The sequence below is a fragment of the Gordonia asplenii genome (assembly GCF_012933505.1).
Lineage (GTDB): Bacteria > Actinomycetota > Actinomycetes > Mycobacteriales > Mycobacteriaceae > Gordonia > Gordonia asplenii.
The window spans coordinates 24,116-50,331 of sequence record NZ_JABBNB010000006.1; the positions used below are offsets into that span (position 1 = coordinate 24,116).

The following is a 26,216-nucleotide window of genomic DNA, read 5'->3' on the forward strand; positions in this document are numbered from 1 at the left end:
TCCGTTGGTGCACTGGCAGTTTCAACGAAAGGCGCAAAGGTGCGTGACCTCGTCGACATCGGTATGGGACGAACAGCCCGCCGTACCTTCGAACTGGACGACATCTCGATAGTTCCGTCCCGCCGGACGCGGTCCAGCAAGGATGTGTCGACGGCCTGGCAGATCGATGCCTACCGGTTCTCGTCGCCGATTCTGTCGCATCCCACCGATGCGTTGGTGTCCCCGGAGACCGCGATCGAGCTGGGTAGGCTCGGCGCGCTCGGGGTGCTCAACGGCGAAGGTCTGTGGGCTCGCCACAGCGACGTCGCGGACAAACTGGCCGCACTCGCCGACATCGCCGAGAACGATCCGGACCCGCGTGTCGCGGTGCGGTATCTCCAGCAGCTGCACGCCGCGCCGCTGAACCCCGAACTGCTCGGCGAGGCGGTGGCGCAGGTACGCGACGCCGGTGTCACGACGTCGGTGCGCGTCAGCCCGCAGAACGCGCAGCAACTCACTCCCGCGCTGCTGGCCGCCGGGGTCGAACTGCTCGTCGTGCACGGCACGATCATCTCCGCCGAACACGTCAGCGCCGACGACTCCGAGAGTCGCGCACCGCTGAACCTGAAGACTTTCATCGCCGACCTCGACGTCCCCGTCATCGCCGGCGGCGTCCACGATCACCGCACCGCGCTGCACCTCATGCGCACCGGCGCGGCCGGGGTGATCGTCGGATACGGTTCGGCCGCGGGCGCGACGTCGACGAATGAGGTCCTCGGTATCGGCGTCGCGATGGCGACCGCTATCGCCGACGCCGCGGCGGCCCGCCGGGAATACCTCGACGAGACCGGTGGCCGGTACGTGCACGTGATCGCCGACGGCGACATCCACACCTCCGGTGACCTCGCCAAGACGATCGCCTGCGGTGCCGACGCCGCGGTGCTCGGGACTCCGTTCGCAGCGGCGTGCAATGCGCCGGGACGTGGTTGGTACTGGTCGGCGGCGGCCGCACATCCGTCGACGCCGCGCGGAGCGCTGCTGGAGATCGAGGCCGGCGAGGACCGTCCGAGTCTCGACAAGATCCTCAACGGCCCGTCCGACGACCCTTACGGTGAATTGAACATCGTCGGCGCCCTGCGCCGGTCGATGGCCAAGGCCGGCTACTCCGACCTCAAGGAATTCCAGAAGGTCGGGCTGAACGTCCGGGCCTAGGCGACCTCGACAACATCCATTGTCGACTTAGGGTGACCTTCCTTACTTTCCTACTCGGCGGTAAGTACGATGTCCGCATGTCGAACAGCCACTATGACGTGCTTATCATCGGCTCGGGTTTCGGTGGCAGCGTCACCGCGCTGCGCCTCGTCGAGAAGGGGTACAGGGTCGGTGTGATCGAAGCGGGCCGCCGCTTCGAGGACGACCAATTCGCCAAGACCTCCTGGCGGGTCCGTAAGTTCGTGTGGGCGCCGAAGCTCGGACTGATGGGCATTCAGCGCATCCACCTGCTCAAAGACGTCATGATTCTGGCGGGTGCCGGGGTCGGCGGTGGCTCGTTGAACTACGCCAACACGCTGTACAAGCCGCCGACGCCGTTCTTCACCGACCCGCAGTGGAATCACATCACCGACTGGGAAGACGAGCTGTCTCCGTACTACGACCAGGCGCGGCGCATGCTCGGCGTGGTCACCAATCCGACCTTCACCGAATCCGATCGCGTGATGAAAGAGGTCGCTGACGAGATGGGCGCGGGCGACACCTTCGTGTCGACGCCGGTCGGTGTGTTCTTCGGCGAGAAGACCGGCGGGCAGGGCGCACCCGGCGAGACCGTCCCCGACCCGTACTTCGGCGGGGCCGGCCCCACGCGGACCGCCTGCACCGAGTGCGGTTCGTGCATGACCGGCTGCCGGGTCGGCGCCAAGAACACCCTGCTGAAGAACTATCTCGGCCTCGCCGAGTCGAAGGGGGCAACGGTCCACGCCCGCACGACGGTCACCGAGATTCGCCAATCATCAAGTGGCAGTTGGGAAGTGGAGACCGAAGGGTCGTCGGCCTGGGGCCCGCTCGGCAGGCGTTCGCAGACCTTCACCGCCGACCATGTCGTCATGGCGGCCGGTACGTTCAACACGCAGAAGCTGATGCACGCGGCCAAGGGGTCGACGCTGCCGAACATCTCCGACGCCATGGGCGTGCTGACGCGAACCAACTCGGAGTCGATCCTCGGTGCGATGGCGGCCAAGGCAGACCCCGCTCGCGACTTCTCCCACGGCGTCGCGATCACGTCGTCGTTCCATCCCGAAGCCAATACGCACATCGAGCCGGTCCGCTATGGCAAGGGGTCCAACGCGATGGCGTATCTGCAGACCGCGCTCACCGACGGCGGCTCGCGGTTCAATCGCCTCGGACAACTGCTCAAGCAGATCATCCGCAATCCATTCTTGCTGGTCCGGCTGATCCTGGTGCGCAAGTGGAGTGAACGCACGGTGATCGCGTTGGTGATGCAGTCCACCAACAACTCCCTCACCACGTTCGTCCGCAAGCGTGGCCCGTTCAAATACGTCACCTCCCGACAAGGCCACGGTGAACCCAACCCGACGTGGATTCCGGCGGGCAACGAGGCCACCCGGCGTATCGCCGACAAGCTCGACGGCGGGCTTGCCGGCGGCACCTGGGGCGACGTCTTCAACATTCCGCTGACCGCGCACTACCTGGGCGGATGCGTGATCTCCGACGACCCGGCGGCCGGCGTCATCGACCCGTACCACCGGGTGTGGAACTACCCGACGCTCTACGTCGTCGACGGCGCCTCGATCACGGCGAACCTGGGCGTGAACCCGTCGTTGTCGATCTGCGCGCAGGCCGAGCGTGCGGCGTCGATGTGGCCGAACAAGGGCGAACTCGACACCCGCCCCGCGCAGGGCGCCGGCTACCAGCGGATCACGCCGGTCGAGCCCAATTCGCCGGTCGTCCCGGCCGACGCACCCGGCGCGCTCATCCTGCCCATCCCGACCGTTCCGTCGAAGACCACCGTGCGTGAAGCGGCGTCGAATACCGAGATTCAGAGCAACGCGGGGTAGGTCGAGGTTGGTTTCGACGGTATTCGGCCGGCATGACGCTGTGGTCTACGGGGCGAGGTGTCCGATGGGGTTGGTCCGCTGAAAGGTGAAATAGGCAACCTCAGTAGACTTGACCGGGTGACCGACACTTCCGCTGACTTCGCCGGTGCCCCCCGTCCAGTCCTCGTCGTCGACTTCGGCGCGCAGTACGCGCAGCTCATCGCCCGACGGGTCCGCGAGGCTCGGATCTTCTCCGAGGTCATCGCACATGACGCCCCCATCGAGGAATTCCGCGCGAAGAATCCCGTCGCGCTGGTGCTCTCCGGCGGCCCAGCGTCGGTGTTCGCCGAGGACGCCGCGGTCTTCAACAGCGAACTCCTCGACCTCGACATCCCCGTCTTCGGCATCTGCTACGGATTCCAGGCGATGGCGCAGGCGCTGGGCGGGACCGTCGCCAATACCGGCGGCCGCGAGTTCGGTCGAACGATGTTGACGCCCAACGGTTCTGGCGTCCTGCACCAGGGCCTGCCGGACGCCCAGCCGGTGTGGATGAGCCACAACGACGCCGTGCAGTCCGCCCCCGACGGCTTCACCGTCACGGCGTCGACGCCGGGTGCGCCGGTGGCGTCGTTCGAGAACGTCGACCGGCGGATGGCCGGTGTGCAATACCACCCGGAGGTGCTGCACAGCCCACACGGTCAGGAAGTTCTGACTAGGTTCCTCTACGAGGTCGCCGGGCTGGAGCCCAGTTGGACCCCGGCGAACATCGCCGACGCCCTGATCGACGCCGTGTCGGATCAGATCGGTGACGGCCTGGCTATCTGTGGTCTGTCCGGCGGCGTCGACTCCGCGGTTGCCGCGGCGCTGGTGCAGCGTGCCATCGGTGACCGACTGACCTGTGTCTTCGTCGACCACGGCCTGCTGCGGGCGGGGGAGCGTGAGCAGGTGCAGCACGACTTCGTCGGATCGACGGGCGCGCGCCTGGTCACCGTCGACGCCGAGGAGAAGTTCCTCACTGAACTGTCCGGGGTGAGCGATCCCGAGGAGAAGCGCAAGATCATCGGCCGCGAATTCATCCGGTCGTTCGAGGGCGCGGTCAGCGACGTGCTGCTCGACGCCGGCGGCGAGGGCAAGAAGGTCGACTTCCTGGTCCAGGGCACCCTGTACCCCGACGTCGTCGAATCCGGCGGAGGGTCGGGGACGGCGAACATCAAGAGTCATCACAATGTCGGCGGCCTGCCCGACGACCTGGAGTTCAGTCTTGTCGAGCCGCTGCGGCTGCTGTTCAAGGATGAGGTGCGCGCCGTCGGGCGTGAGCTCGGCCTGCCGGAGGAAATCGTTGGGCGCCAACCGTTCCCGGGTCCGGGGCTGGCGATCCGCATCGTCGGCGAGGTGACCGCGGACCGGCTCGCACTGCTGCGCAAGGCCGATTTGATCGCCCGCGAGGAACTCACCGCGGCGGGCCTCGACGGCCAGATCTGGCAGTGCCCGGTGGTGTTGCTCGCCGACGTGCGCAGTGTCGGAGTGCAGGGCGACGGCCGCACCTACGGCCACCCGATCGTGCTGCGGCCGGTGTCGTCGGAGGATGCGATGACCGCCGACTGGACCCGCGTGCCCTACGAGACGCTGGAACGGATCTCCACGCGGATCACCAATGAGGTTCCTGACGTGAACCGCGTAGTCCTAGACGTGACGAGCAAGCCGCCGGGAACTATTGAGTGGGAGTGAGTCGGGGTCCGACTTTTGTGCCGTTCGTGCGGCGACACGCCGCTGACGTTTCGCAGAAACGTCGCAAAGGTTCGCTCGCCATGGGGACTTCTCCCCTCATTCACCCAGCCGATCGCGGCCGTTCGATGTCGTACCCAGGGTCCACACTTAGCTCATCACACCGATTCTCGGCGATGAACGAAAGGTGGCCCGTCATGACCGAACAGCACTTCTGCTCAGCCCGGTGCCGCTGGCGTGCACGCCTGCATGGAACCGCCGCGCGGTCATCTCGGTGCTGCGGCGACCGAATCGCTCCGTGGCGGCAGGGCGCGGCGTCGCACTGCCCGCGCAAGGCGGAGCCGCTGTCGACGGTTGAGCAGCTGTTCGCCGGGCTGGGATGACCGTGGTCGGGTTTCGAGTTTGACTTGCGGCCCCTCGATACACCGAAGCTCGCGAGCTCGCTTCGGCACTCGGGGAGCGGGGACCGCGACCTACCCCGACTTCGCCCCCAGCACGACCATCCCGATTCCGACGACCACGGCCACGCCGACCAACACCCACAGCCGGCTCACGCCGTCGGGCAGCGCCCCTCCGCCGGCCAGCCCCCACGCCGACACCAGCAGGGCGATCACTCCGATGATGACCAGCACGGGCGCACGGCGCGCCTTCTCAGTCTCATTCACGGCTCATCCTCACTTGTCCCACGTTCGTGTGTGCGGTCACCGTAAGGACCGGCGAGCCCGACGGTCCGCTGTGTCCGCCCGGACACTGCACGCTCCCGACGTCGGCGGTGCACCGTGAGTCGACGGCCATCGACGACGGCACCCGAATCACCACTTCACCCACGCCGTTGCGGACCTCCACTGTGCGGGCCGCCGTCAGCTTCACCGACCGCAGGTCGAGCGTCTGCGAGCCCATGCCGAGCGTGTAGAGCGCCTGCAGATCCGACTCCGACGTCGGCGTCCACACACGGTCGCCGACGCCGCCCGACGGCAGCGAGAAGTTCGACGCCGAACTGAGCGCGATCACGGCGGCGATCGAGATCATCGCCAGCGGAACCAGGCCGGGTGCGTGCTTGCCGGTGGTCTTCCTCAACCCGCCGGCAACCAGCCCGACGCCCAGCACCGCCAACCCCAACGCGACGATCCGCGCCGGAGTGAACCAGCCGACGCCGGCGAGCGCCGCCGCACTTGCACTCGTCGCAACCAGTACCGCGATCCCGACCGTCACCAGCGTCATCGGCGACCGACTCTTGTCGCGGAGGGCAACCTCGGCGCGCGGCTTCGGCTCGGGCAGATCCCACGCGAACTTCGCGGTGCCCAGCGGATCCCAGGCCGGCGGGAGCGGCTCGGGTGCGAGCGGCGGGAGATCCGTCGTCGACGCCGCGGCCGGGACTCCCGACTTCGTCATGTCGACGCCGGACTTGCCGACGTCGACCGCTGCGCCGCCGGTCGAATGTGTGGAAGCACCAGCGGGACTGGCGGATTCGGACCCGGGAGTGGCGACGGGACGCTCCGGTGAATACGGCATCGCCGAGCCCGGCACGACAGGAGTCGGCGATGCCATCGCCTGAGCCAGAACCTGTCGATATGTGTCGACGCTGGTTCCCGGCGGCGGAATCGGGGTGCGCCGATGCAACAGCCACCAGCCGATGGCCAGCAACGCGACGCCGACGAGTCCGCTCGAACTCCACGTCGAATCCGGCCCCATCGAACTCACCACGATGACTGCCAGGATGATCAGCCCGATCACATGGGGACGTCGAAGACCATGTCGCGCCAGGCCGTCCAGCGCGGGCAGACCGAGGTCGGCGTGACTGCGTCGCCACTGGTCGTAGCTGAGATGCGGATGGGTCGCATACCACTGCGCGACCGCGATCTGCGCCGCCGAACTCGACAGTCGGCGCTCTGTCGGCAGCACGAGGATCGCCGCGATGTAGACGAGGATGCCGCTGCCGCCGAACATCGCAGCGACCACGAATGCAACCTTTACCAGCGTCGGATCGACGCGATACCGGTTGCCGATGCCCACACACACGCCAGAGATGGTGCGACCGGTCTGTGGGCGGATGGGCCGCGTCGTCCACATACCTTCTAGGAGCTTGGTATCCATGACAGCAATCCTGCTGCGACGATCCACCTGGACCAATCGGGTATCACCCTGACTTTCCCTGAGATCAGACCACGCCGACAGGTGTCTTCCCCGATGGGCTCGGGGGCCGATACGTGCCAGTATCGATAGTGTGAGTCGATCCGTGCCCATGCTGCCCGTACAGCCGCCACCGCCCAAGGTGCATCGGCGCGACGGTGGCCGCGTGGTCGCGGGAGTGGCGGGCGGCATCGCCGACTACTTCGACGTCGACGCGTTTCGAGTGCGGGTCGTCTTTGTGGTCCTCGCCGCCCTGGCAGGCGCGGGCGTCATCGCATACGCCGCGCTATGGTTCTTCTGCCCGCAGGGCGACGATACGACGCCGCCGTCGCACCGCGAACGCCAACAGGCCTACGGACTGGCGGTTCTGGGATTGGTCGCGGCCTTCCTGGTGGGCTTCGTCGCGTCGGGAACGCCTGCGGCACAACTTGTTCCACTGGTGGTCGTCGCCATCGGCGCCAGCTTGGTATGGCGCGAGTTCGACAAATCCCGGTCGACGCCGCGCAGCCCGCTGCTCACCTGGACGCGACTGATCGGTGGCGCGGTACTGGTCATCGGCGGGCTGGCCGTCGTCGTGTGGGCGGGTGACACCTCGTTCGGCGGACTCAACACGACGCTGGTCGCGGTCCTCGCCACGCTGATCGGCGTCGTGCTGCTCACGGTTCCGCTGTGGATGCGGCTGTGGCGCGCGCTCAACGAGGAACGCGCCGCGGCCATTCGCATCGCCGAGCGTGAGGAGATCGCCTCGCACCTGCATGATTCGGTGCTGCAGACCCTGGCCCTCATCCAGAAGCGCTCCGACCGTCCCGACGAGGTCGCCCGCCTCGCCCGACGCCAGGAACGCGAGCTGCGCGGCTGGTTGTTCGGCGACACCCGCGGCCGTGGCGATTCGCTGTCCGGTGCGCTGAAATCCGTTGCCGCAGAGGTCGAGGACACCTACGACGTCGACGTCGAAGTGGTCAGCGTCGGCGATCTCGACCCCTCCGGCGACCGACGCTGGGACGCGCTCGTCGCCGCCAGTCGGGAGGCTTTGGTCAACGCGGCCAAGCATTCCGGGCAACGCAAGGTCGACATGTACTGCGAGATCGAAGACCACCAGGTGGAAGTCTTTGTGCGCGACCGGGGTTCGGGTTTCGACGTCGACGCGGTCGCCGACGACCGCCAGGGCATCGCCGGATCGATCCGCGGCCGCATCGACCGTGCGGGCGGTACCGTGAGCATCACGTCGTCGCCCGACCGCGGTACCAACGTCGGACTGCGGATGCCCCGCTGCGCCGACGGCGATCGGGCGGAGAAGAACGGTGGCCGCCACGGCACTGAGAAGAATCCTGACAAGAGCCCCGACCAACTGAAATCGACTGAGCGAGGATGACTTTCACGTGACACAGGAATCGCACACGCCGGGCGACAACGGATACCGGGTGTTCCTCGTCGACGACCACGGCGTGTTCCGCTCCGGCGTCCGCGCCGAATTGTCCGGTGAGCCAGGGCTTCTCGTCGTCGGCGAGGCCGGGACCGTCGCGCAGTCGGTGGCGGGCATCCTCGCCACTCGCCCCGACGTCGTGCTGCTCGACGTCCACATGCCCGACGGCGGGGGAGTGTCGGTGCTGCGCGGCGTCACCGACCGGCTCGGCAGCGACGCGCCGGTGTTCCTCGCGTTGTCCGTCTCCGATGCCGCCGAAGACGTCATTGCGACCATCCGCGCCGGTGCGCGCGGGTACGTCACCAAAACCATCGACGGACGTGGGCTCGCCGACGCCGTGCGCCGCGTCGCCGAGGGTGACGCCGTGTTCAGTCCGCGCCTGGCGGGCTTCGTGCTCGACTCCTTCACCGGTAAGTCCGCCGTCGGTGAGCCGCCGCTGGACCCGGAACTGGACTCACTGACTCGCCGCGAACTGGAGGTCCTGCGGCTGTTGGCGCGTGGCTACACCTACCGGGAGATTGCCGAAGAGCTGTTCATCTCGATCAAAACCGTTGAGACACATGCCTCTAACGTGTTGCGTAAGACGCAGCAGTCCAACCGGAACGCACTGACGAGGTGGGCCGCGACGCGGCATATCGGGTAGGGGGCCTGCCTGGCTTAACCCAACACGAATCGCTCAACCCGAACGGATAATCCGTTCGGGTTGAGCGATTCATGTTGGGTTGATCGACAGAGCCCGTCCTACCGCACCAGCACCACGACGAGTACGGCGATCGCCGCCAGCACCGCGAAGAACAGCAGCACCGTGAGGGCCAGTGCAGTCGGCGACGTCTGCTTCGACGGCGACGGCTGGTGATACGCGGTCGGCGGCGTGTACGGGTACGGCGGCCTCGACTGTTGACCGTAGGTCTGGCCCGGCAGCGATTGCCCCGGCAGCGATTGACCGCCTACTGACGGACCGCCGACCGATTGTCCGCCCATCGATTGTCCGCCCATCGATTGTCCGCCGACCGACGAGCCGTACGACTGCCCGCCGTAGGACTTCCCCGAATACGACTGCGAACCGGCGGAATACGGCTGGGGCGTGACCGTGGGTGCGTAGCTGGGGTTCGACGGCAGCGGAGGTGTGGGCGGCATCGTGCGGTTCGACGGCCCTCGCACCGGGGGATAGTTTCCGGTCGAACCGGAGCGCGCCGGCGGGTAGTTGCCCGTGGTCCCCGACCTCGGCGGTGGGGGAGTTCGCAACGCCCACAACGGAACTCCGCCGTCGGCCTTCGACAGCGGGCGCGTCAGGATCTGCTCGGTGGTGGCGTGGGTGCCGGCGGCGACGGCGGCCAACTCGTCGCGTGCCTGCGCCATCGTCGGGCGGTTCGCCGGACTGGGTTCGAGGAGGTGCAGCAGCACTTTCTCGAGTGCGCCCGCCTTGCTCATCGGGTTGATCTGCGCCCGAGCAACCTTGTGCAGCAACACCAATGCGTTGTCGTCGACGCCGAACGGCGGCTGGCCTTCGACCATCGTGTACACCGTCGCGCCTAGCGAGTACACGTCCGACGCCTCGGTGGGGTCGGCGCCGCGAGCCACCTCGGGGGCGAAGTAGGCTGGGGTGCCGGTGATCATTCCGGTCTGGGTGAGATTGACGTCGTCTTTGGCGCGGGAGATGCCGAAGTCGGTGATCTTCACCAAACCGGCACTGCGTGGGGAGCTGGAGATCAGGATGTTGCCGGGTTTGATGTCGCGGTGCACGATGCCCGACTCGTGGGCGTCGGCCATGGCGTCGGCGACCTGCGCGCCGATCTGTGCGGCCTGCACCACGTCGAGCGTCCCGACGGTGTGCAGGATCTGGGCGACGCTGCGCGAGGGCAGATACTCCATGACCAGCCAGGGGGCGCCGCCGTCGAGCGCGACGTCGTGCATGGCGATCGCATTGCGGTGAGCCAGTTTCGCCGCGATCCGTCCCTCCCGCATCGCTCGCTGGCGCATGTTCTCGGCGGTTTCGTCGCTCATTCCCTCGGTCGAGATGACCTGTTTGACGGCGACTTCACGATCGAGGAGCTGATCTTTGGCCAGCCACACCGTGCCCATGCCGCCGCCGCCGATGCGTGATCGGAGGCGATAACGCCCGGCGACCAGGTAGTCCGGGCCTGGTGCGGGGCGATGGGCGGTTGGCGGCATACGCCTGATGATAGCGGGTGAGCGTGGCTAGTTATTGACAAGCGTGTCGAACGTGTGTTCGCATACATGGGTGCGATGGTCCGAACAAATGGTCGAAGCATCCGATGGTGCTCTACCGGGATTGGATCGAGCGGGGCTGGTGCGCTCGGTGCAGACGCCGGAATTCGAGGGTGTCACCTTCCACGAGGTGCTGTGTAAAAGCATCCTGAACAAGGTGCCGGAGAACTCGACGCTGCCATTCCGATTCACCGTCAATACTTTTCGCGGCTGCACCCATGCCTGCCGGTACTGCTTCGCGCGGCCGACACACGAGTATCTGGAGCTCGACGCCGGCGCCGACTTCGACTCGCAAGTCGTGGTGAAGCTCAATGCGGCGGCCGTGTTGCGCAAAGAGCTTCGACGCCGCTCCTGGCATCGCGACGTCGTCGCGCTGGGTACCAACACCGACCCGTATCAGCGGGCCGAAGGACGCTACCGGCTGATGCCCGGCGTCATCGGGGCGTTGACGCAGGCGTACACACCGATGTCGATCCTGACCAAGGGAACGCTGTTGCGCCGCGATCTTCCGCTGCTTCGCCAGGCGGCAGGTGAAGTGCCCGTTGATATTTCGATCTCTCTCGCGTTCACCGCCGCCGACGAGGCGTCGCGCGCGCTACAGAAGCGAATCGAGCCGGGCACCCCGAGCGCCGCCGCACGGCTCGACTTGATCCGCGCCGTCGCCGACGCCGGGTTCGCCCCGCACATCATGGTCGCGCCGGTGATTCCGTACCTGACCGACGGTGTCGCCGTGCTGGATTCGCTGCTCGGCGAGCTCGCCGACGCCGGAGCCGCCGGCGTCACCGCCTTCCCGATGCATCTGCGCGGCGCCACCAAGGACTGGTTCCTGTCCTGGGTCGCCGAAGAGCATCCCGCCCTGCTCAAGCGTTACCGCAGCCTCTACGGCCGCGGCGCGTATGTCAACGCCGAGTACTCGCGATGGCTGCGCGAACGGATGGGCCCGTTGGTCGCCAAGCACGGACTGGCCGGGGCTGCCCGCGAGCGGGAAGCCCCGGCGCGTCCGGTAGTCGCTGAGCCGGAGCTGGCCGGCGCGTTGACGTTGTTCTGAGTATTGCAGCACCTGGTGGATTGTCGCGGCTGAACCTGGATCCACCGATGGCGGGCCCTCTCCGTTGGTTGACACGGCCTCGGCTAGCACCTCGTCCGGCTCCCGTTCCCGCGGACGTAACGACCGCAGCGGGAAGAGGTTACGATCGTCCGGCGCCTCACCCCAGATCCAGCAACTCCTCGTAGAATCCGCCGAAACTGCCCGTCGGATCCACCAGGTGCACCTCCAAGATCCAGTGGCAGATCCGTCCGTTGGTGTCGGTGCGGCGCATCGGCAGCGTCGAGCCCGGGGCCACGTAGCCGTCGATCTCCTGGCCCTTGATCTTCTCGTGCGGGAATTCGCCGACCAGGTGACCGGCGATCACTCCACCGAATGTCCAGCCGGCGTCGGTGCTGAGTTCGACGACGTGGTTGAAGAGCTGTTCGCCGGTGATGTCGGGGTGAGTGCGGAAGTAGTCGCGCCCGGCGTCGAAGATGCGGGGGAGATCGGTGCGGATGGCGTGTTTGACGGGGTCGTCGCCGAGGACGTAGGTCCGGCCGAAGTCGGCCTCCCACTCCTCGAAGATCGGGCCGAAGTCGAGGAAGAGGATGTCGTCGTCGGCGATGACGCGGTCCGGCGGATTGTCGCGCGCGGTCTCCAAAGTGTTCTCTCCTGCCCGCACGATGCGTTTGTGCCAGTGGCGGGTGACGCCGAACATCTCGTTGGCGAGGTCGCGGATCTCGTCGGACAGGGCGCGCTCGCCGACGTCGGCGCGAATCATGTTGCGCGCGAGCACTGCGTCGAAGAGCTGTTCGGCTTTTGCCTGTGCATCGAGCAGGTTGGCGATGCGTTCGGATTCGGGGAGCGATGTGGGCATACGTGCATCGTCGCATGCCGGGGTGACAACCGTCAGGGGTGTGCCGTCTTGCCTCGTCGTGTTCGGATCGTCGCCTTCGCACCTCCCTGAGCAGGTCTGTTGACGTTGTCATACCCCGGTTCTAGGCTTGCCTGTATCGAACAAAAGTTCGAAGTTTGGTAGCGGGCAACTTCCCGGCCCGCTGAGATTTCAGGGTGTTCGACGCCCGAGGGAGGATACGCCGTGGGTGACCGGGCTGGTGTTGATCTGAATGCCCTGCGTAAGCAGATGGCGGCGTTGTCGGGGCGGGCCGGGCAGCGGGATGCGGGTAGTGCGGACGAGCGTCCGGTTGAGTTGCTGACTGTACCGCAGGTGTTGGCAGAATTGTTGCCGCACAATGGAATTGCGCGCGGGACGGTGATGTCGGCCGACGGTGCGCGGTCGATGATCGTGGCCGTGATCGCGGCGGTCAGCGGGGCGGGTGGACAGGTTGCGGTGGTGGGTATGCCGCAGTTGAGCATGTTGTCGGCGGAGGAGATGGGAGCGGACCTGTCTCGTATCGCGGTGATCGACGACCCCGGACCGGATCCGGTGGAGATCGGCGGCATCCTGCTCGACGGTATGGATCTGGTGGTACTCGGCCTCGGTGGAGCGTCGGTACCGCCGTCTCGGGCGAAAGTGCTGGCCGGGCGAGCGCGTAAACAGTCGTCGGTGTTGTTGGTGACCGACGGACGGTGGCCGGGTGCGCAGTTGCGGTTGAGCACCCGGGTGACGTCGTATCGGCGCAGCCCGGCGCCGGGAGCGCAGCGAGCGGGCCGTATGGATCTGGCGCCGGGAGCGCAGCGAGCGGGCCGTATGGATCCGGCGCCGGGAGCGCAGCGAGCGGGCCGTATGGATCTGGCGCACCCCCGCATCGGTGGCTGCGGTTACGGCAGAATCCTCGGCTGGCGGTTGCAGGTATCGGTCGAAGGGCGCGGTCAGCAGCCGGTGACCACTGAAATCGATTGCGGCCCAGGCGAGGTCGGCGTTCAGTTGATCTCGGTCACGGCGACCCCGACGCCGACTCCGCTCGCGGTGGCGAATTGATGGGCGGCGCGACGTCGGCGCAGGTCGCCGTGCGCTCGACCGCGGTCGAGCGTCGAATCTTGGCGCTGTGGGCACCTGACTGGCCCGCCGCGGCGGCTGCGGCCGAACGGGATCTGGCCCCGCACGAGCCGATCGCGGTGCTGCACGCCAATCGGGTGGTCGCCTGCTCGGCGTCGGCTCGGCGCGCCGGCGTCCGACGCGGCATGCGCAAACGGCAGGCGCAGGCCAATTGTCCGCACCTCGTCGTCGCCGCCGACGACGCCAACCGCGACGGCCGGGTCTTCGAGCCGGTGGTCGCGGCGATGGTCGAGCTCGTCCCGAACGTCGAAGTGCTGCGGCCCGGCCTGTGCGTGCTGCCCATCTCCGCCGGAGTGCGGTATTTCGGCTCGGTGGAAGTACTCGCCGAAGCGCTCGTCGACGCCGTGTCGGCGCTGGGCGTGGAGTCCTCGGTCGGCGTGGCCGACGAGATGTTCACCGCGGTACTCGCCGCCCGGCGGGGAATCTTCGTCGAGGCAGGCGGAGACGCCGCCTACCTCGTCGACCGGCCCGTCGGCGACCTGATGATCGAGTCGAGTCTGTGCGACGACCGCCGCGTCGAGCTCGTCGAATTGCTCTGGCACCTCGGCATCCGCACCGTCGGCGCGTTTGCGGCGTTGACCCCCACCGACGTCGCCACCAGATTCGACGACGACGCCGTGCTCGCGCATCGACAGGCGCGGGCGCTCCCGTCGCGCCCGCCGTCGGGGCAGGCCCCCGCGCCCGACCTCGCCGTCGAGTACACCTGCGACCCGCCGATCGAACGCATCGACGCCGCGGCATTTCTCGGTAGGCGACTGGCCGATGAGTTGCATCACCGGCTGTCGTCGGCCGCGGTGGCCTGCACCCGACTCGCCGTACGCGCGATTACCGAACTCGGGCAAGAACATTCGCGTATCTGGCGGTGTGCTCAGCCACTGACCCCCGATGCCACCGCCGACCGCATCCGGTGGCAGTTGGAAGGCTGGCTGACGGCGAAGGAGAAGCCGGATTCGCCGATCGTCACCATCGTCCTCGAGCCGATCGAGGTGGTGGCGGCCGGTGCGCTGCAGTACGAGCTGACCGGTGGACGCGAGGTGGCCGAGCGCGCCCGGCGCGCCCTGGTCCGGGTGCAGGGTCTGCTCGGCGGCGATTCGGTGCGGCTGCCGATCCGCAGTGGCGGACGCGGCGTCGTCGAGCAGGTCACGATGGTCGCGCTCGGCGATGAACTGCGGCCCGCCGCGGACCCGGCCGCTCCGTGGCCCGGCCGGGTCGGTGAACCGGCGCCCGCGGTGACGCTCACCGACACTCTGGTGCACCTCGTCGACGCCGAGGGCGACCCGGTGACCGTCACCCCGCGCGGTGCATTCAACGCCGAGCCCGTGCTGCTGCGCGTGGGCAACCGCGGTCACTCGGTCAGCTGGTGGGCCGGTCCGTGGCCGTCGGGCCTCGACGCCGACGACGCCGTACAGGCGAGAGCCCAAGTGCTGCTGGATGATTCGCGGGCGTTACTGCTGCTGTTCCGAACCGGGCAGTGGTGGGTGGAAGGCGTCTATGAGTAGCTACCGTCCCTCGGCCGCGGCCGACTCGCCGACCAGCAGGTACTCCTGGTGCAGTATCCGATTGGTCAGCCGGGGCAGCACATGCTGGCCCAGATCGGCCAGATTGCCCACCGCTGAATTGACCCGGCGAGGCCGCTTGAGGATGCCGTGCAGCACCCGGCTCGCGGCCTTGTCGGCACTCCATACCCCGGGCGCGGCTCGGTACGCCTCGGTCGGCGCGATCATCTTCGTCCGGGTCAGCGGCAACCGCACATTGGTGAAAGTGACATGGCTGGACAGGGTTTCGGCGGCGGTCGCATCGCTGAACGCCTCCAGCGCCGCCTTCGACGCCGCATACGCCCCGAACCGCGGGCCATGAGTCTGCACCGCCATCGAGGTGACGTTCACCACATGCCCGACGTTGCGTTCGACCATATGCGGCAACAGCGCGAGCGTCAGATTCACCGCGCCGAAGTAGTTGACCGCCATGGTGCGTTGGTAGTCGTGCGGCCGGTCGACGGAGTGGATGGTGGACCGGCGGATCGAGCGGCCCGCGTTGTTGACCAGCACGTCGACGTGATCATGTTCGGCGAGAACGGTTTTCACGAGTGCGGCCACGTCGTGCTCATCGGTGATGTCGCATCGGTAGGAGGTGACGCGACCCGGCGGAACTCCAGGTTTCGTTGCGGCGCAGGAGAGTTCGGTGGTCGCCGCGCGCAGGTCGTCCTCGTTGCGGGCGACGATGATGACATCGGCGCCGCGCTCCGCGCACATCCGCGCCGTCGCCTTCCCGATTCCCGACGACCCGCCGGTGATCAGAATGTTCTTGCCGACCAACGGCCCTCGCGGGTCACGGCGTCGATGCCGCGCCGGATCGAGATGCTGTGCCCAGTAAGTGAACAGGCGCGGCCCGTACTCGGCGAGGTCCGGCAGTTCGACGCCGAGCCCGCGCAGTGCCCCGACGCTGGCGTCGGCCGTGAAATCGACGCGAAAGGCCATGGTGTCCAACACGATCGGCGGAATGCCCTGTTGCTTGGCGATCAGATCGCGTCCGACGCCCATCGGCCCGACCCGTGACATCGCCAGTGCGGCGTCGGCGACCGACGACGGAAGAACGTTCCGACCGCGCGGGCCGTCGAAGGCCGGTGCGATGGCGTTGTACATACCGGTGATGGAGCGGCGAGTCGGGTCACTGAGATGGAAGGTCAGGCCGGATTCTCCGGCGCGGTAATCAACCAGCGCCACAATCGAATTCACCACGTAGTCGACTGGGACGACATTGGTGCGTCCCAAGTCCGGCAGCGGCAGCGGCAGCCGCGACGGGGCATGGCCGAGCAGGCGTAGTTGACCGAAGAAATAGTACGGGCCGTCGATCTTGTCCATCTCGCCGGTACGTGAATCGCCGACGACCACCGACGGCCGATACACCCGCCACGACAGTCCGGACTGGTCGCGGATCGACTTCTCGGATTCGAACTTCGTGCGGTGATACGGCGAGGGGAACCCCTGGCCCTTGTCGAAGTCGTCTTCGGTGAAGACGCCGGCGTAATCCCCGGCTACCGCGATCGACGAGATGTGGTGCAGCATCGCGCCGCGGGCGAGCGCGAAGTCGATGACCCGCCGGGTGCCGTCGACGTTGGCGCGTTGCTGAGTGTCGGCGTCGACGGCCATGTCGTAGACGGCGGCGAGGTGGATGACGTGGTCGATCCGTGTGTCGAAGTCGTCGAGGCCGAGTCGTACGGCAGTGAGGTCGCCGACGACGGGTACAACTCGCTCGGCGTCGAACAGTTCGCTGAATCGACTCGCCGACGCCGCGCGCACCAATGCGAAGATCTGAACGTCGGGTTGGGTTTCGAGGATGCGGCCGATCACGCGGCGTCCGATGAAGCCGCTGCCGCCGGTAATGAAATAGCTGGTCATGAGGGATCACTCCAGGTGTCATGGGCAAGGTCCGCAATTCGCGAACATCTGTTACTCAGAGTGACACTTACATTGGCGGATGGCAATGACGATGCCTATCGTGACCCGATCGCCACCGTCGCCCCGAGTTCCTCGTCCTCGGCGATCCTCGGACGGAATCCCGTCGATGCGAGGATCGCCGAGGCCGTCTCGGCCTGTCGTTCGCTCACTTCGAAGAGGACATGTCCGTCGGGGTGCAGCCAACCGCGCGCGGCGTCGACGACTCGTGCCGCGATGCGCAGACCGTCGGGGCCGCCGTCGAGGGTGCCGATCGGTTCGTAGTCGCGGGCCTCGGCCGGCAACAGACCGATCTCTCCGCACGGAACGTACGGCACATTCGCGACCACCACGTTGACCTGACCGCGCAACATCGCGGGCAGCGGTGCGAAGAGATCACCGACGTACACCGACGCCGCGGCGCGCGCCAGATTGCGGCGGGCGCATGCGGTGGCGCGGGGATCGATGTCGACGGCGTACACGTGGGCGGTGGGGCGCGCCTTCGCGATCGCGGCGCCGATGGCTCCCGAACCACAGCACATGTCGATGACGACGGCGGCGTCCGGTGTCACGGCGATCGCCTGGTCGGCGAGAAACTCGGTCCGCCGCCGCGGGATGAACACCCCGGGCCCCACCGCGATCCGCATGCCGTGGAACTCGGCCCAGCCGACGACGTACTCCAACGGCTCACCCGCACAACGACGTTCGATCAGTGTCGTCAATTCACGGTCGGAGAGGGCGGCGTCGCGCAGGATTGCCGCCTCTTCTTCGGCGAAGACGCATCCGGCCGACCGGAGCTCCTCAGCCACGTCGACCAGGGATTGCACAACGCAACGGTACGCCGTGGGCAACCTCCTTAGCGACGCTTTACTTCGAGCTGTCGACGAGCGGGAGTACGCCCGATCCCGGCCCCGACTGCCGCTCGGACAAGCTGCGAACATCTCGAACTCGAACTGTGCCCGCAGTGCTCGGGTCTACTGTCCGAAGACCACGCGAATGCAGTGGCGAGGTTCGCCGCTCGACTGCCCATGCCCGTTGCCGGAGGACGCTCATGTACCTGACCCAACCACTGCATCGCAATGCCCAACAGCGTCCCGACTCGGCGTCGACGATCTGCGGCGGACGAACCCGCACACACGCACAAACTTTCGACCGTGTCGCGCGGCTCGGCGGCGCGTTGCGTTCGCACGGCGTCGAATCCGGTGCGTGCGTTGCGATTCTGGCGCTCAACGCGGACTACTATTTCGAGGCGCTGCTCGCCACCGCCTGGGCCGACGCCGTGACCGTGCCGGTCAACACCCGCTGGAGCGTGAAGGAGATCGCCTATTCGTTGGTCGACGCCGGTGTGCGGGTGATGTTCGTCGACGATGCGTTCGCCGGTCTGGTCGATGAGCTCCGAGCCCATTGCCCCGATCTGGGACCGGTTATCGCCTGGGGCAAGCAGCCGCCCGCCGCTGCCCTCGACTTCGAAACCGTTGTCGCACAAGGAGAACCGATTGCCGATGCGCACCGCCGCGGCGATGACCTGGCGGGGATCTTCTACACCGGCGGAACCACGGGCTTCCCGAAGGGTGTGATGCTCAGTCATCGCAATCTGATGACGTCGGCTCTCGGGTGCGCCGCGAGCGGCGCGTGGACCCCTGAGGGGAGAGTGCTGCATGTGGCGCCGATGTTCCACCTCGCCGATCTCGCCTCGTTGATCGGACAGATGCTGCTCGGCGGAACGCATGTGATGCTTCCGGTGTTCGACCCCGTCGAGGTACTGCGGACCATCTCCGACGACGGCATCACCGATGCGTTGCTGGTGCCCACCATGATTCAATTCCTCGTCGATCACCCGCGCGTCGCGGACTTCGACATGTCCGGATTCGCCCAGATCCTGTACGGGGCATCTCCGATCTCGGAGGCACTTCTCGACCGGACGCGCCGAGCCTTCCCGTCGGCGCGGCTCGCGCAGGCCTACGGCATGACGGAACTGTCGCCGGTGGCGACCATGTTGCTCGACGCCGATCACGACGACCCGGTGCGTCGACGCTCCGCGGGGCGTGCGACGCCGCATTCGCTGGTGAAGGTCGTCGACCCCGACGACGTCGAGGTACCGCGGGGAACGGTCGGGGAGATCGTGGTCAGCGGTGATCACGTGATGCTCGGCTATTGGAACAAGCCTGCCGAAACGTCGGCGGCCGTCCGCGACGGCTGGATGCATACCGGCGACGGTGGATTCATGGACGACGACGGGTTCGTGTTCGTCGTCGATCGGATCAAGGACATGATCATCACCGGCGGCGAGAACGTCTACTCGGTCGAGGTGGAGAACGCCGTCGCCAAGCACCCCGCGGTGACCCAGGTCGCGGTGATCGGCGTGCCCGACGATCGGTGGGGCGAGCGGGTGCACGCGGTGGTCAGTTTGGCGCCTGGAGCCACGCTCACTCTCGACGAGCTGATCGAACACACCAAGAACGAGATCGCCGGATACAAGGTGCCGCGCGGGCTGTCGGTGGTCGAGACCTTCCCGATGTCGGGTGCCGGAAAGATCCTGAAGCGCGAGTTGAGGCAGATGTACGGGTAGATTCCAGCCGCTGGTTGAGCCACACTAACCTTTCATACGAACAAATGTTCGATACACTTGCGCGGTGGGCTGGAACAATGGTCCTCCGACCTGGTCGGAGATGGAGCGGGTGCTCTCCGGTCGGCCCAATCGATCGGGCCGACCGGGTGAGACCTTCGCTCCGCCGTACCCGCAGGGCCCTCGCGACGGGGGCTTTTCGAACGACGGTGTCCCCGACGGCGGCGACGGTCCGGCCTGGTCGCGCAAACGCGACGCCTATCACGCCGACGAGTCGATCAAGCCCGTCCGCTCGGCGGTGCCGTACGCGGAGCTGCACGCGCACAGCGCCTACAGCTTTCTCGACGGGGCGTCGATGCCGGAGGCGATGGTCGAGGAGGCTCAGCGGCTCGATCTCAAAGCCCTCGCGCTCACCGACCATGACGGTTTCTACGGCATCGTGCGCTTCGCCGAGGCAGCCCGCGAATTCGGCATGCCGACGGTGTTCGGCGCGGAACTCTCCCTCGAACGCGACGCCGTGCGCACCGGCGTCAACGACCCGTCCGGCGAGCACCTACTCGTCCTCGCGCGCGGAGCGGAAGGCTATCGGCGACTCTCCCGCACCATCTCCGACGCGCACATGTCCGGTGGGGAGAAGGGGATCCTGCGCTACGACGTCGACGCACTGTCCGACGCCGCGGCGGGCCAATGGCTGATCCTCACCGGCTGCCGCAAAGGGGCGGTGCGTCGGGCGTTGGATCGCGGCGGTCTACCCGCGGCACGAAAAGCGTTGGGGGAGTTGGTCGACCGCTTCGGTGTCGACAACGTCGTCGTCGAATTGACCTCGTATGGACAGTCCGACGACGACGAGCGCAATGCGCTGCTCGCCGACCTCGCCGCGACGTCGAAGCTGACGACGGTCGCCACCACCGGCGCCCATTTCTCCGGACCCCATCGACGCCGACTCGCGATGGCGATGGCCGCGGTGCGTGCCCGCACCGACCTCGACACGATCGCCGGATGGCTGCCCGCCGTCGGCGGAGCGCACCTGCGCAGCGGCGACGAGATGGCCCGGCTGCTCGCGGCGCACCCGGAGGCGATCGCCAACGCCGTCGACCTCGCCGACGACTGTGCCTTCGAATTGGGATTGATCGCACCGCAGCTACCGCCGTTCGACGTACCCGCCGGGCATACCGAAGCGACGTGGCTGCGCGAGCTGACGAGGGCGGGTGCTCACGAGCGGTACGGCCCGCCGGCGTCGAATCCCAAGGCGTACCAGCAGATCGAGCACGAACTCGCGATCATCGAGTCCCTGAACTTCCCCGGCTACTTCCTCGTCGTCCACGACATCGTCAGCTTCTGCCGCCGTAACGACATCCTGTGTCAGGGGCGGGGGAGCGCGGCCAATTCGGCGGTGTGCTTCGCGCTCAGGATCAGTTCGGTCGACCCGATTGTCAACCATCTGCTGTTCGAGCGGTTCCTGTCGCCGGAGCGCGACGGGCCACCCGACATCGATGTCGACATCGAGTCCGACCGTCGCGAGGAAGCCATCCAGTTCGTCTACGAGAAGTACGGGCGCAAGTACAGCGCACAGGTGGCCAATGTCATCACCTATCGCCGCCGTTCCGGTATCCGCGACATGGCCCGCGCGCTGGGCTATGCCGCCGGCCAGCAGGACGCGTGGAGCAAAACACCCGAGCAGGCGCCCGACGACGTCAAACGACTCGCCGGTGAAATCGCCGGATTGCCAAGACATCTGGGCATCCATTCCGGCGGCATGGTGATCTGTGACCGACCCATCGCCGACGTCTGCCCGACAGAGTGGGCACGCATGCCCAACCGTAGTGTGCTGCAGTGGGACAAAGACGACTGTGCCGCAATCGGTTTGGTGAAATTCGATCTGCTCGGTCTCGGTATGCTCTCGGCCCTGCACTACGCCATCGACCTTCTCGCCGAACACAAGGGGATCGAGGTGGACCTGGCGAAGATCGACCTCACCGAGCAAGCTGTCTACGACATGCTGTGCAAGGCCGATTCGGTCGGGGTGTTCCAGGTGGAGTCGCGCGCACAGATGGCGACGCTGCCGCGGCTGAAACCGCGCGTATTCTACGATCTCGTCGTCGAAGTGGCGTTGATCCGTCCCGGCCCGATTCAGGGCGGATCGGTGCACCCCTACATCCGGCGCCGCAACGGTGACGAAGAGGCGAAATGCGACCACCCGTCGATGGAGAATGCGCTGGGTCGGACCCTGGGAATCCCACTGTTTCAGGAACAGCTGATGCAACTGGCCGTCGACGTGGCCGGATTCGATCCCGCCGAAGCCGATCAGTTGCGCCGGGCGATGGGCTCCAAGCGTTCGCCGGAGAAGATGGAGCGGCTGCGGGAGCGTTTCTACGAGGGGATGCGCGAGTTGCACGGCATCACCGGAGAGATGGCGGACCGGATCTTCGAGAAGTTGGCCGCGTTCGCCAATTTCGGCTTCCCGGAAAGCCATTCGCAGAGTTTCGCATCGCTGGTGTTCTACTCGTCGTGGTTCAAGCTGCATCATCCCGCGGCGTTCTGCGCGGCACTGCTGCGGGCGCAGCCGATGGGGTTCTACTCGCCGCAGTCGCTGGTGGCCGATGCCCGGCGGCACGGGGTGAGCGTGCATCGGCCGGATATCAATGCATCGTTGTCGTGGGCGAGTCTGGAAGCCGACGGCACCCAGGTGCGGCTCGGGCTGGCCGCGGTGCGCGGCATCGGCGACGAGGTGGCGCAACAGATCGTCGACGAGCGTATCGCGTGCGGTGAATATTCCAGTGCCGCAGACCTTTCCCGACGAATCGGACTGACCAAGCGGCAGTTGGAGGCGTTGGCGACGGCGGGGGCGTTCGCGCGGTTCGGCGGTTCACGGCGTCAAGCGTTGTGGGCGGCGGGTGCGGCGGCGGCCGATCGGCCCGATCAGTTGCCGCTGGCCGCGGCTACCGAAGCCATGCCGCCGACGCTGCCCGGCATGTCCGACATCGAACTGGCCGGCGCCGATGCTTGGGCGACCGGGGTGACACCGTCGAACTACCCGACGCAGTTCCTGCGGCCGCGGCTCGACGCTCTCGGGGTGATCCCGGCGGATCAGCTGTTGTCGGTGCCCGACGGCGCGCGGATCATCGTCGGCGGCGCGGTGACTCACCGGCAGCGGCCGGCCACCGCGTCGGGGGTGACGTTCATCAACCTCGAAGACGAGACCGGCATGGTGAACGTGGTGTGCTCGGTGGGGCTGTGGTCCCGCTATTCCGAGCTCGCGCACACCGCGTCGGCGTTGCTGGTGCGCGGCAAGGTGCAGAATGCTCAGGGAGCGGTGACCGTGGTGGCCGACCGTCTGCAGCGACTGGACCTGCGGGTGGGATCGCGATCACGGGATTGGCATTGAGAGGCAGGCGGGATCATGGATGAGCGGCACCTTCGGATCGAGGACGCCGAGTGAGCGACCCGACGGTGATCGCGGTGACGGTCAAACCCAACAGTCGTAAGGGGCCGTTGGTGGCGACCGCCGACGACGGGACGCTGATCGTCTACGTACGCGAGCCGGCGACCGAGGGCAAGGCGAACAAGGCCGTCGCGCTGGTCCTCGCGAAACACCTCGGCGTATCGAAGAGCTCGGTGGCGCTGGTGGCCGGGGCGACGTCGAGGATCAAGCGTTTTCGGGTGGGATGAGTGCCGGGGCGGTGACTGCGAGTCGAACGCACGCCGGGTTAGGGTGGACACGCGCGACGGGTGGGACGAGAGCGGGGGATCGCGAGATCCTCGGTCTCAGGGGCTACCCCTGGGTTCATGCACAGCGTGACATCACGTCCCGCGCAGCCGAGCACACTGCGTGTGCAACCCTGCGCGGCGGACGACAGGTTTCGGTCGTCCCAACCGTCGCGCGCCACCGCGTGAAGGAGGGAACCGATGGTCGGCAAACAGACGGCGGCACAGCCGGATCGGTTCTCGCGCAACGATATCCACCGAATGAGCGCGGTCATACGACGCCTGCTGGGACCGCCGCTCGACGACGGGTACGCCGAACGGGTATGGACACGGCGTGAACTCAACGGTGCGCTGGTCACGGCGGTCGATCCCGTCGACGCCGAAGAGGTGGCCCGCGAATTGCTGATGCGGTACCCGACGCCGCCGCCATTGCCGGGCATCGCCGACGCCGTGCGCCGGGTCGTCGCGGTTCTCACCGCACCGGTGATTCGAGAACCCGTGGGACCACCCAGGTTCGGCCTCCCCGAGATCGGCGACGTCGGCGCGTTGGCGTCGTGGTTGAACGTCAGCGTCGACGAGCTGGACTGGTTCGCCGATCACGGGCTGTGGTTGCAGCGGGCGACGCCGCGCCTTCGGCACTACCGGGTGACTAGAATTCCCAAGCGGCATAGTGGGTTTCGAGTCATCGAAGCTCCCAAAGAGCGGCTGGCGACGCTCCAGCGTCGAATCCTCGACGCGATCCTGGCCGACGTGCCCGCGCACCCGGCGGCACACGGCTTTGTCCGCGGCCGGTCGCCGTACTCATTCGCGGCGCCGCATTCGTTGCATGACACCGTGATTCGCGTCGACCTCAAACACTGCTTCGAGCACATCACCGCGGCGCAGGTGCGGGCGGTGTTCACCGCCGTCGGATACCGGTCGGCGACAGCGCGCTGTCTGGCGGAGATATGCACCACGGCAACGGCATTCGACGACCTTCCCGGCGACGACCCGTTTCACGCCGGGCTGCTTCGGGGGCGCCACGTTCCGCAAGGTGCTCCGACCTCGCCCGCACTGGTCAATCTCGCCCTGCGCCGCTTGGACTTTCGCATAGCCGGTTACGCGGCGAAGAACGGGCTGGCCTACACCCGATACGGGGACGACCTCGCATTGTCGGGCGACGAGATGAACGTCGGACAGCTGCTGTGGGTGGTGCGCAACGTGATCGTCGACGAGGGCTTCACGCTGCACCCGGAAAAGGTCAGAGTGATGGGCGACCATCAGCGTCAGCAGTTGGCTGGGCTCGTGGTCAACGTCGGGCCGCGGTCGCGCCGCTCCGATTTCGACGAGCTCAAAGCACTGCTGCACAATGCGACTTGCACGGGGGCGCGGGCGCAGAACCGAGGCGCTCACGCGGACTTCCGAGCGCATGTCTACGGCCGGATCGGTTGGGTGGCGACGGGATCGGCCGCGCGACGCCGAAAGCTGTTGGCGCTGGCCGCCGAGGTCGACTGGGACGGCTGAACCGTGCCACGGGCATCGGCGGCGTCGACCTCACACCGCGCCGTCGAACTCGTTCTGCCGCCACGCCTCGTAGATCGCGATGCTCGCCGAGTTGGCCAGATTGTGCGAGCGGCGGTCGGGGAGCATCGGGATGCGGATCTGTGCGGTGACGTGCTCATCGGCGAGTACGTCGTCGGGCAACCCGGTGGGCTCGGGCCCGAACAGCAGGACATCGCCCGGGTGATACGACACGTCGGTGTGAAAGCGCGTGGCATGCGAAGAGAATGCGTAAACACGTTGCGGCGCAAGCTTCTCCCACGCCGACTCGAGGTTCGGGTGGATGGTGACGGTCGCCATCTCGTGGTAGTCCAGACCGGCGCGCTTGACCTGGGTGTCGTTGATCTGGAACCCGAGCGGCTCGATCAGGTGCAGCTCGCATCCGGTGTTCGCGGCCAGCCGGATCGCATTGCCGGTATTAGGAGGAATGCACGGTTGGTAGAACATGATGCGGAACACGAGAGGCAAGTGTAGCGCTGCGTCGACCCGCCGGATTCTCTGCCGCACGTGACCTAATGGAACAATGAAGCCGTGACGGCGATACGACTTGACGGCAAAGCAACCCGCGACGACATCTTCACCGACCTCTCCGCGCGCGTGGCGAAACTGCGCGCCAACGGTATCGTGCCGGGACTGGGCACCATCCTCGTCGGCGACGACCCGGGATCGCAGTCCTACGTCAAGGGCAAGCACGCCGACTGCGCCAAGATCGGCGTCGAATCCATCCGCAAGGATCTGCCCGCCGACATCACCCAAGAGCAGCTCGACGCCACGATCGACGAGCTCAACGACGATCCGGCGTGCACGGGATACATCGTGCAGCTGCCCCTGCCGAAACACCTCGACGAGAACGCCGCGCTCGAGCGCATCGCCCCGGAGAAAGACGCCGACGGACTGCACCCGATCAACCTGGGCCGCCTGGTCCTCGGTAAGGAGTCGACGCTGCCGTGCACGCCGCGCGGTGTGATTCATCTGCTGCGGCGTTACGACATCCCGATCGACGGCGCGCGCGTCACCGTCGTCGGGCGTGGTGTCACGATCGGCCGGCCGATCGGGCTGCTGCTGACGCGTCGTAGCGAGAATGCCACGGTGACGTTGTGCCACACCGGAACTCGTGACCTGGCCGCAGAGGTGCGGCGCGCCGACATCGTCGTAGCCGCGGCCGGCGTCGGCCACCTGATCACCGCGGACATGGTCAAGCCGGGGGCCGCGGTCATCGACGTCGGCGTCAGCCGCAACGAATCCGGTCTCGTCGGCGACGTCGCGCCTGACGTCTGGGAGGTCGCCGGACACGTATCGCCCAATCCGGGCGGGGTGGGGCCGCTTACCCGCGCGTTCCTGCTAGTCAACGTCGTCGAACGCGCCGAGGCGCAGCTCGCCGCCCGCTAG

The 26,216-nt window shown here is 67.0% G+C and carries 21 protein-coding genes; 14 read left to right on the forward strand and 7 right to left on the reverse strand.

The window, feature by feature from the left end; translation table 11 throughout:
- The first annotated feature begins 39 nt into the window (after window positions 1-39).
- From HH308_RS07200 to HH308_RS07215, 4 genes are all read left to right on the forward strand, one after another.
- A complete protein-coding gene (locus HH308_RS07200; RefSeq protein ID WP_170193512.1) occupies window positions 40-1,191 on the forward strand; it encodes a GuaB3 family IMP dehydrogenase-related protein in 1,152 nt (383 codons plus the stop codon).
- 77 nt (window positions 1,192-1,268) lie between these two features.
- The gene (locus HH308_RS07205; RefSeq protein ID WP_170193513.1) at window positions 1,269-3,050 is read left to right on the forward strand and encodes a GMC family oxidoreductase N-terminal domain-containing protein; all 1,782 of its coding nucleotides are present in this window, start codon (window positions 1,269-1,271) and stop codon (window positions 3,048-3,050) included.
- Between the two features lie 117 nt (window positions 3,051-3,167).
- The gene (gene guaA / locus HH308_RS07210; RefSeq protein WP_170193514.1) at window positions 3,168-4,757 is read left to right on the forward strand and encodes a glutamine-hydrolyzing GMP synthase; all 1,590 of its coding nucleotides are present in this window, start codon (window positions 3,168-3,170) and stop codon (window positions 4,755-4,757) included.
- 194 nt (window positions 4,758-4,951) lie between these two features.
- The gene (locus tag HH308_RS07215) at window positions 4,952-5,137 is read left to right on the forward strand and encodes a hypothetical protein (protein ID WP_170193515.1); all 186 of its coding nucleotides are present in this window, start codon (window positions 4,952-4,954) and stop codon (window positions 5,135-5,137) included.
- A 90-nt stretch (window positions 5,138-5,227) separates the two neighbouring features.
- Here HH308_RS07215 and HH308_RS07220 read toward each other — a convergent pair whose 3' ends face one another.
- Both HH308_RS07220 and HH308_RS07225 read right to left on the reverse strand, forming a co-directional pair.
- Window positions 5,228-5,419 (reverse strand): hypothetical protein, encoded by a 192-nt coding sequence (locus HH308_RS07220; RefSeq protein ID WP_170193516.1) that lies wholly within the window; start codon window positions 5,417-5,419, stop codon window positions 5,228-5,230.
- A complete protein-coding gene (locus HH308_RS07225; RefSeq protein WP_170193517.1) occupies window positions 5,412-6,848 on the reverse strand; it encodes a PspC domain-containing protein in 1,437 nt (478 codons plus the stop codon). Before HH308_RS07225 ends, HH308_RS07220 begins: the two co-directional genes overlap by 8 nt.
- A gap of 148 nt (window positions 6,849-6,996) precedes the next feature.
- On the opposite strand from HH308_RS07225, the gene HH308_RS07230 reads away from it, so the two are divergent.
- Window positions 6,997-8,256: an ATP-binding protein gene (locus tag HH308_RS07230; protein ID WP_211188284.1), complete on the forward strand. Its 1,260-nt coding sequence runs from the start codon at window positions 6,997-6,999 to the stop codon at window positions 8,254-8,256.
- Window positions 8,257-8,263: 7 nt separating this feature from the next.
- Entirely contained in the window at window positions 8,264-8,950 is a 687-nt protein-coding gene (locus tag HH308_RS07235) for a LuxR C-terminal-related transcriptional regulator (RefSeq protein ID WP_170193518.1), read from the forward strand.
- Window positions 8,951-9,048: 98 nt separating this feature from the next.
- Here the strand turns inward: HH308_RS07235 and HH308_RS07240 are convergent, their stop codons facing one another.
- Complete coding sequence (locus HH308_RS07240; RefSeq protein WP_170193519.1) at window positions 9,049-10,479, reverse strand: serine/threonine-protein kinase; 1,431 nt, start codon at window positions 10,477-10,479, stop codon at window positions 9,049-9,051.
- Window positions 10,480-10,549: 70 nt separating this feature from the next.
- Here HH308_RS07240 and HH308_RS07245 point away from each other — a divergent pair, with 70 nt between their 5' ends.
- Window positions 10,550-11,584: an Rv2578c family radical SAM protein gene (locus tag HH308_RS07245; RefSeq protein WP_170193520.1), complete on the forward strand. Its 1,035-nt coding sequence runs from the start codon at window positions 10,550-10,552 to the stop codon at window positions 11,582-11,584.
- Window positions 11,585-11,741: 157 nt separating this feature from the next.
- Here HH308_RS07245 and HH308_RS07250 read toward each other — a convergent pair whose 3' ends face one another.
- Window positions 11,742-12,440 (reverse strand): M24 family metallopeptidase, encoded by a 699-nt coding sequence (locus tag HH308_RS07250; protein ID WP_170193521.1) that lies wholly within the window; start codon window positions 12,438-12,440, stop codon window positions 11,742-11,744.
- A gap of 222 nt (window positions 12,441-12,662) precedes the next feature.
- Between HH308_RS07250 and imuA' the strand changes: the two genes are divergently transcribed.
- A complete protein-coding gene (imuA', locus tag HH308_RS29530; protein WP_312870449.1) occupies window positions 12,663-13,505 on the forward strand; it encodes a DnaE2-dependent mutagenesis accessory factor ImuA' in 843 nt (280 codons plus the stop codon).
- Window positions 13,505-15,082, forward strand: coding sequence for a DNA polymerase Y family protein (locus HH308_RS07260; RefSeq protein ID WP_170193522.1), 1,578 nt, complete (start codon window positions 13,505-13,507; stop codon window positions 15,080-15,082). The genes imuA' and HH308_RS07260 overlap by 1 nt, the downstream gene beginning before the upstream one ends.
- Here the strand turns inward: HH308_RS07260 and HH308_RS07265 are convergent, their stop codons facing one another.
- Together HH308_RS07265 and HH308_RS07270 are read right to left on the reverse strand one after the other, a co-directional pair.
- A complete protein-coding gene (locus tag HH308_RS07265; protein ID WP_170193523.1) occupies window positions 15,083-16,981 on the reverse strand; it encodes an SDR family oxidoreductase in 1,899 nt (632 codons plus the stop codon).
- Between the two features lie 95 nt (window positions 16,982-17,076).
- Window positions 17,077-17,844, reverse strand: a complete 768-nt coding sequence (locus tag HH308_RS07270) for a putative protein N(5)-glutamine methyltransferase (RefSeq protein ID WP_312870450.1) — start codon at window positions 17,842-17,844, stop codon at window positions 17,077-17,079.
- A gap of 224 nt (window positions 17,845-18,068) precedes the next feature.
- Between HH308_RS07270 and HH308_RS07275 the strand changes: the two genes are divergently transcribed.
- The 4 genes from HH308_RS07275 to HH308_RS07290 all read left to right on the forward strand — a co-directional run bounded on the left by HH308_RS07275 (window position 18,069) and on the right by HH308_RS07290 (window position 24,791).
- The gene (locus HH308_RS07275; RefSeq protein WP_170193525.1) at window positions 18,069-19,586 is read left to right on the forward strand and encodes a long-chain-fatty-acid--CoA ligase; all 1,518 of its coding nucleotides are present in this window, start codon (window positions 18,069-18,071) and stop codon (window positions 19,584-19,586) included.
- A gap of 64 nt (window positions 19,587-19,650) precedes the next feature.
- Window positions 19,651-22,968 carry an error-prone DNA polymerase gene (locus tag HH308_RS07280; RefSeq protein ID WP_170193526.1) on the forward strand — a complete coding sequence of 1,106 codons (3,318 nt, stop codon included), beginning with the start codon at window positions 19,651-19,653 and terminating at the stop codon, window positions 22,966-22,968.
- 50 nt (window positions 22,969-23,018) lie between these two features.
- Complete coding sequence (locus HH308_RS07285) at window positions 23,019-23,252, forward strand: DUF167 domain-containing protein (RefSeq protein ID WP_170193527.1); 234 nt, start codon at window positions 23,019-23,021, stop codon at window positions 23,250-23,252.
- A gap of 237 nt (window positions 23,253-23,489) precedes the next feature.
- A complete protein-coding gene (locus tag HH308_RS07290) occupies window positions 23,490-24,791 on the forward strand; it encodes a reverse transcriptase family protein (protein ID WP_170193528.1) in 1,302 nt (433 codons plus the stop codon).
- Between the two features lie 30 nt (window positions 24,792-24,821).
- Here HH308_RS07290 and HH308_RS07295 read toward each other — a convergent pair whose 3' ends face one another.
- On the reverse strand, window positions 24,822-25,286 hold the full coding sequence (locus HH308_RS07295) for a tRNA (cytidine(34)-2'-O)-methyltransferase (protein ID WP_170193529.1): 465 nt from the start codon (window positions 25,284-25,286) through the stop codon (window positions 24,822-24,824).
- 72 nt (window positions 25,287-25,358) lie between these two features.
- On the opposite strand from HH308_RS07295, the gene HH308_RS07300 reads away from it, so the two are divergent.
- A complete protein-coding gene (locus HH308_RS07300; RefSeq protein ID WP_170193530.1) occupies window positions 25,359-26,216 on the forward strand; it encodes a bifunctional methylenetetrahydrofolate dehydrogenase/methenyltetrahydrofolate cyclohydrolase in 858 nt (285 codons plus the stop codon).

Coding starts and splice junctions, on each gene's coding strand:
- HH308_RS07230 (WP_211188284.1), top strand. CDS start 6,997: ATGCTGCCCGTACAGCCGCCACCGCCCAAGGTGCATCGGCGCGACGGT.
- HH308_RS07215 (WP_170193515.1), top strand. CDS start 4,952: ATGACCGAACAGCACTTCTGCTCAGCCCGGTGCCGCTGGCGTGCACGC.
- HH308_RS07260 (WP_170193522.1), top strand. CDS start 13,505: ATGGGCGGCGCGACGTCGGCGCAGGTCGCCGTGCGCTCGACCGCGGTC.
- HH308_RS07225 (WP_170193517.1), bottom strand. CDS start 6,848: ATGGATACCAAGCTCCTAGAAGGTATGTGGACGACGCGGCCCATCCGC.
- HH308_RS07290 (WP_170193528.1), top strand. CDS start 23,490: ATGGTCGGCAAACAGACGGCGGCACAGCCGGATCGGTTCTCGCGCAAC.
- HH308_RS07205 (WP_170193513.1), top strand. CDS start 1,269: ATGTCGAACAGCCACTATGACGTGCTTATCATCGGCTCGGGTTTCGGT.
- HH308_RS07275 (WP_170193525.1), top strand. CDS start 18,069: ATGTACCTGACCCAACCACTGCATCGCAATGCCCAACAGCGTCCCGAC.
- HH308_RS07250 (WP_170193521.1), bottom strand. CDS start 12,440: ATGCCCACATCGCTCCCCGAATCCGAACGCATCGCCAACCTGCTCGAT.
- HH308_RS07265 (WP_170193523.1), bottom strand. CDS start 16,981: ATGACCAGCTATTTCATTACCGGCGGCAGCGGCTTCATCGGACGCCGC.
- HH308_RS07240 (WP_170193519.1), bottom strand. CDS start 10,479: ATGCCGCCAACCGCCCATCGCCCCGCACCAGGCCCGGACTACCTGGTC.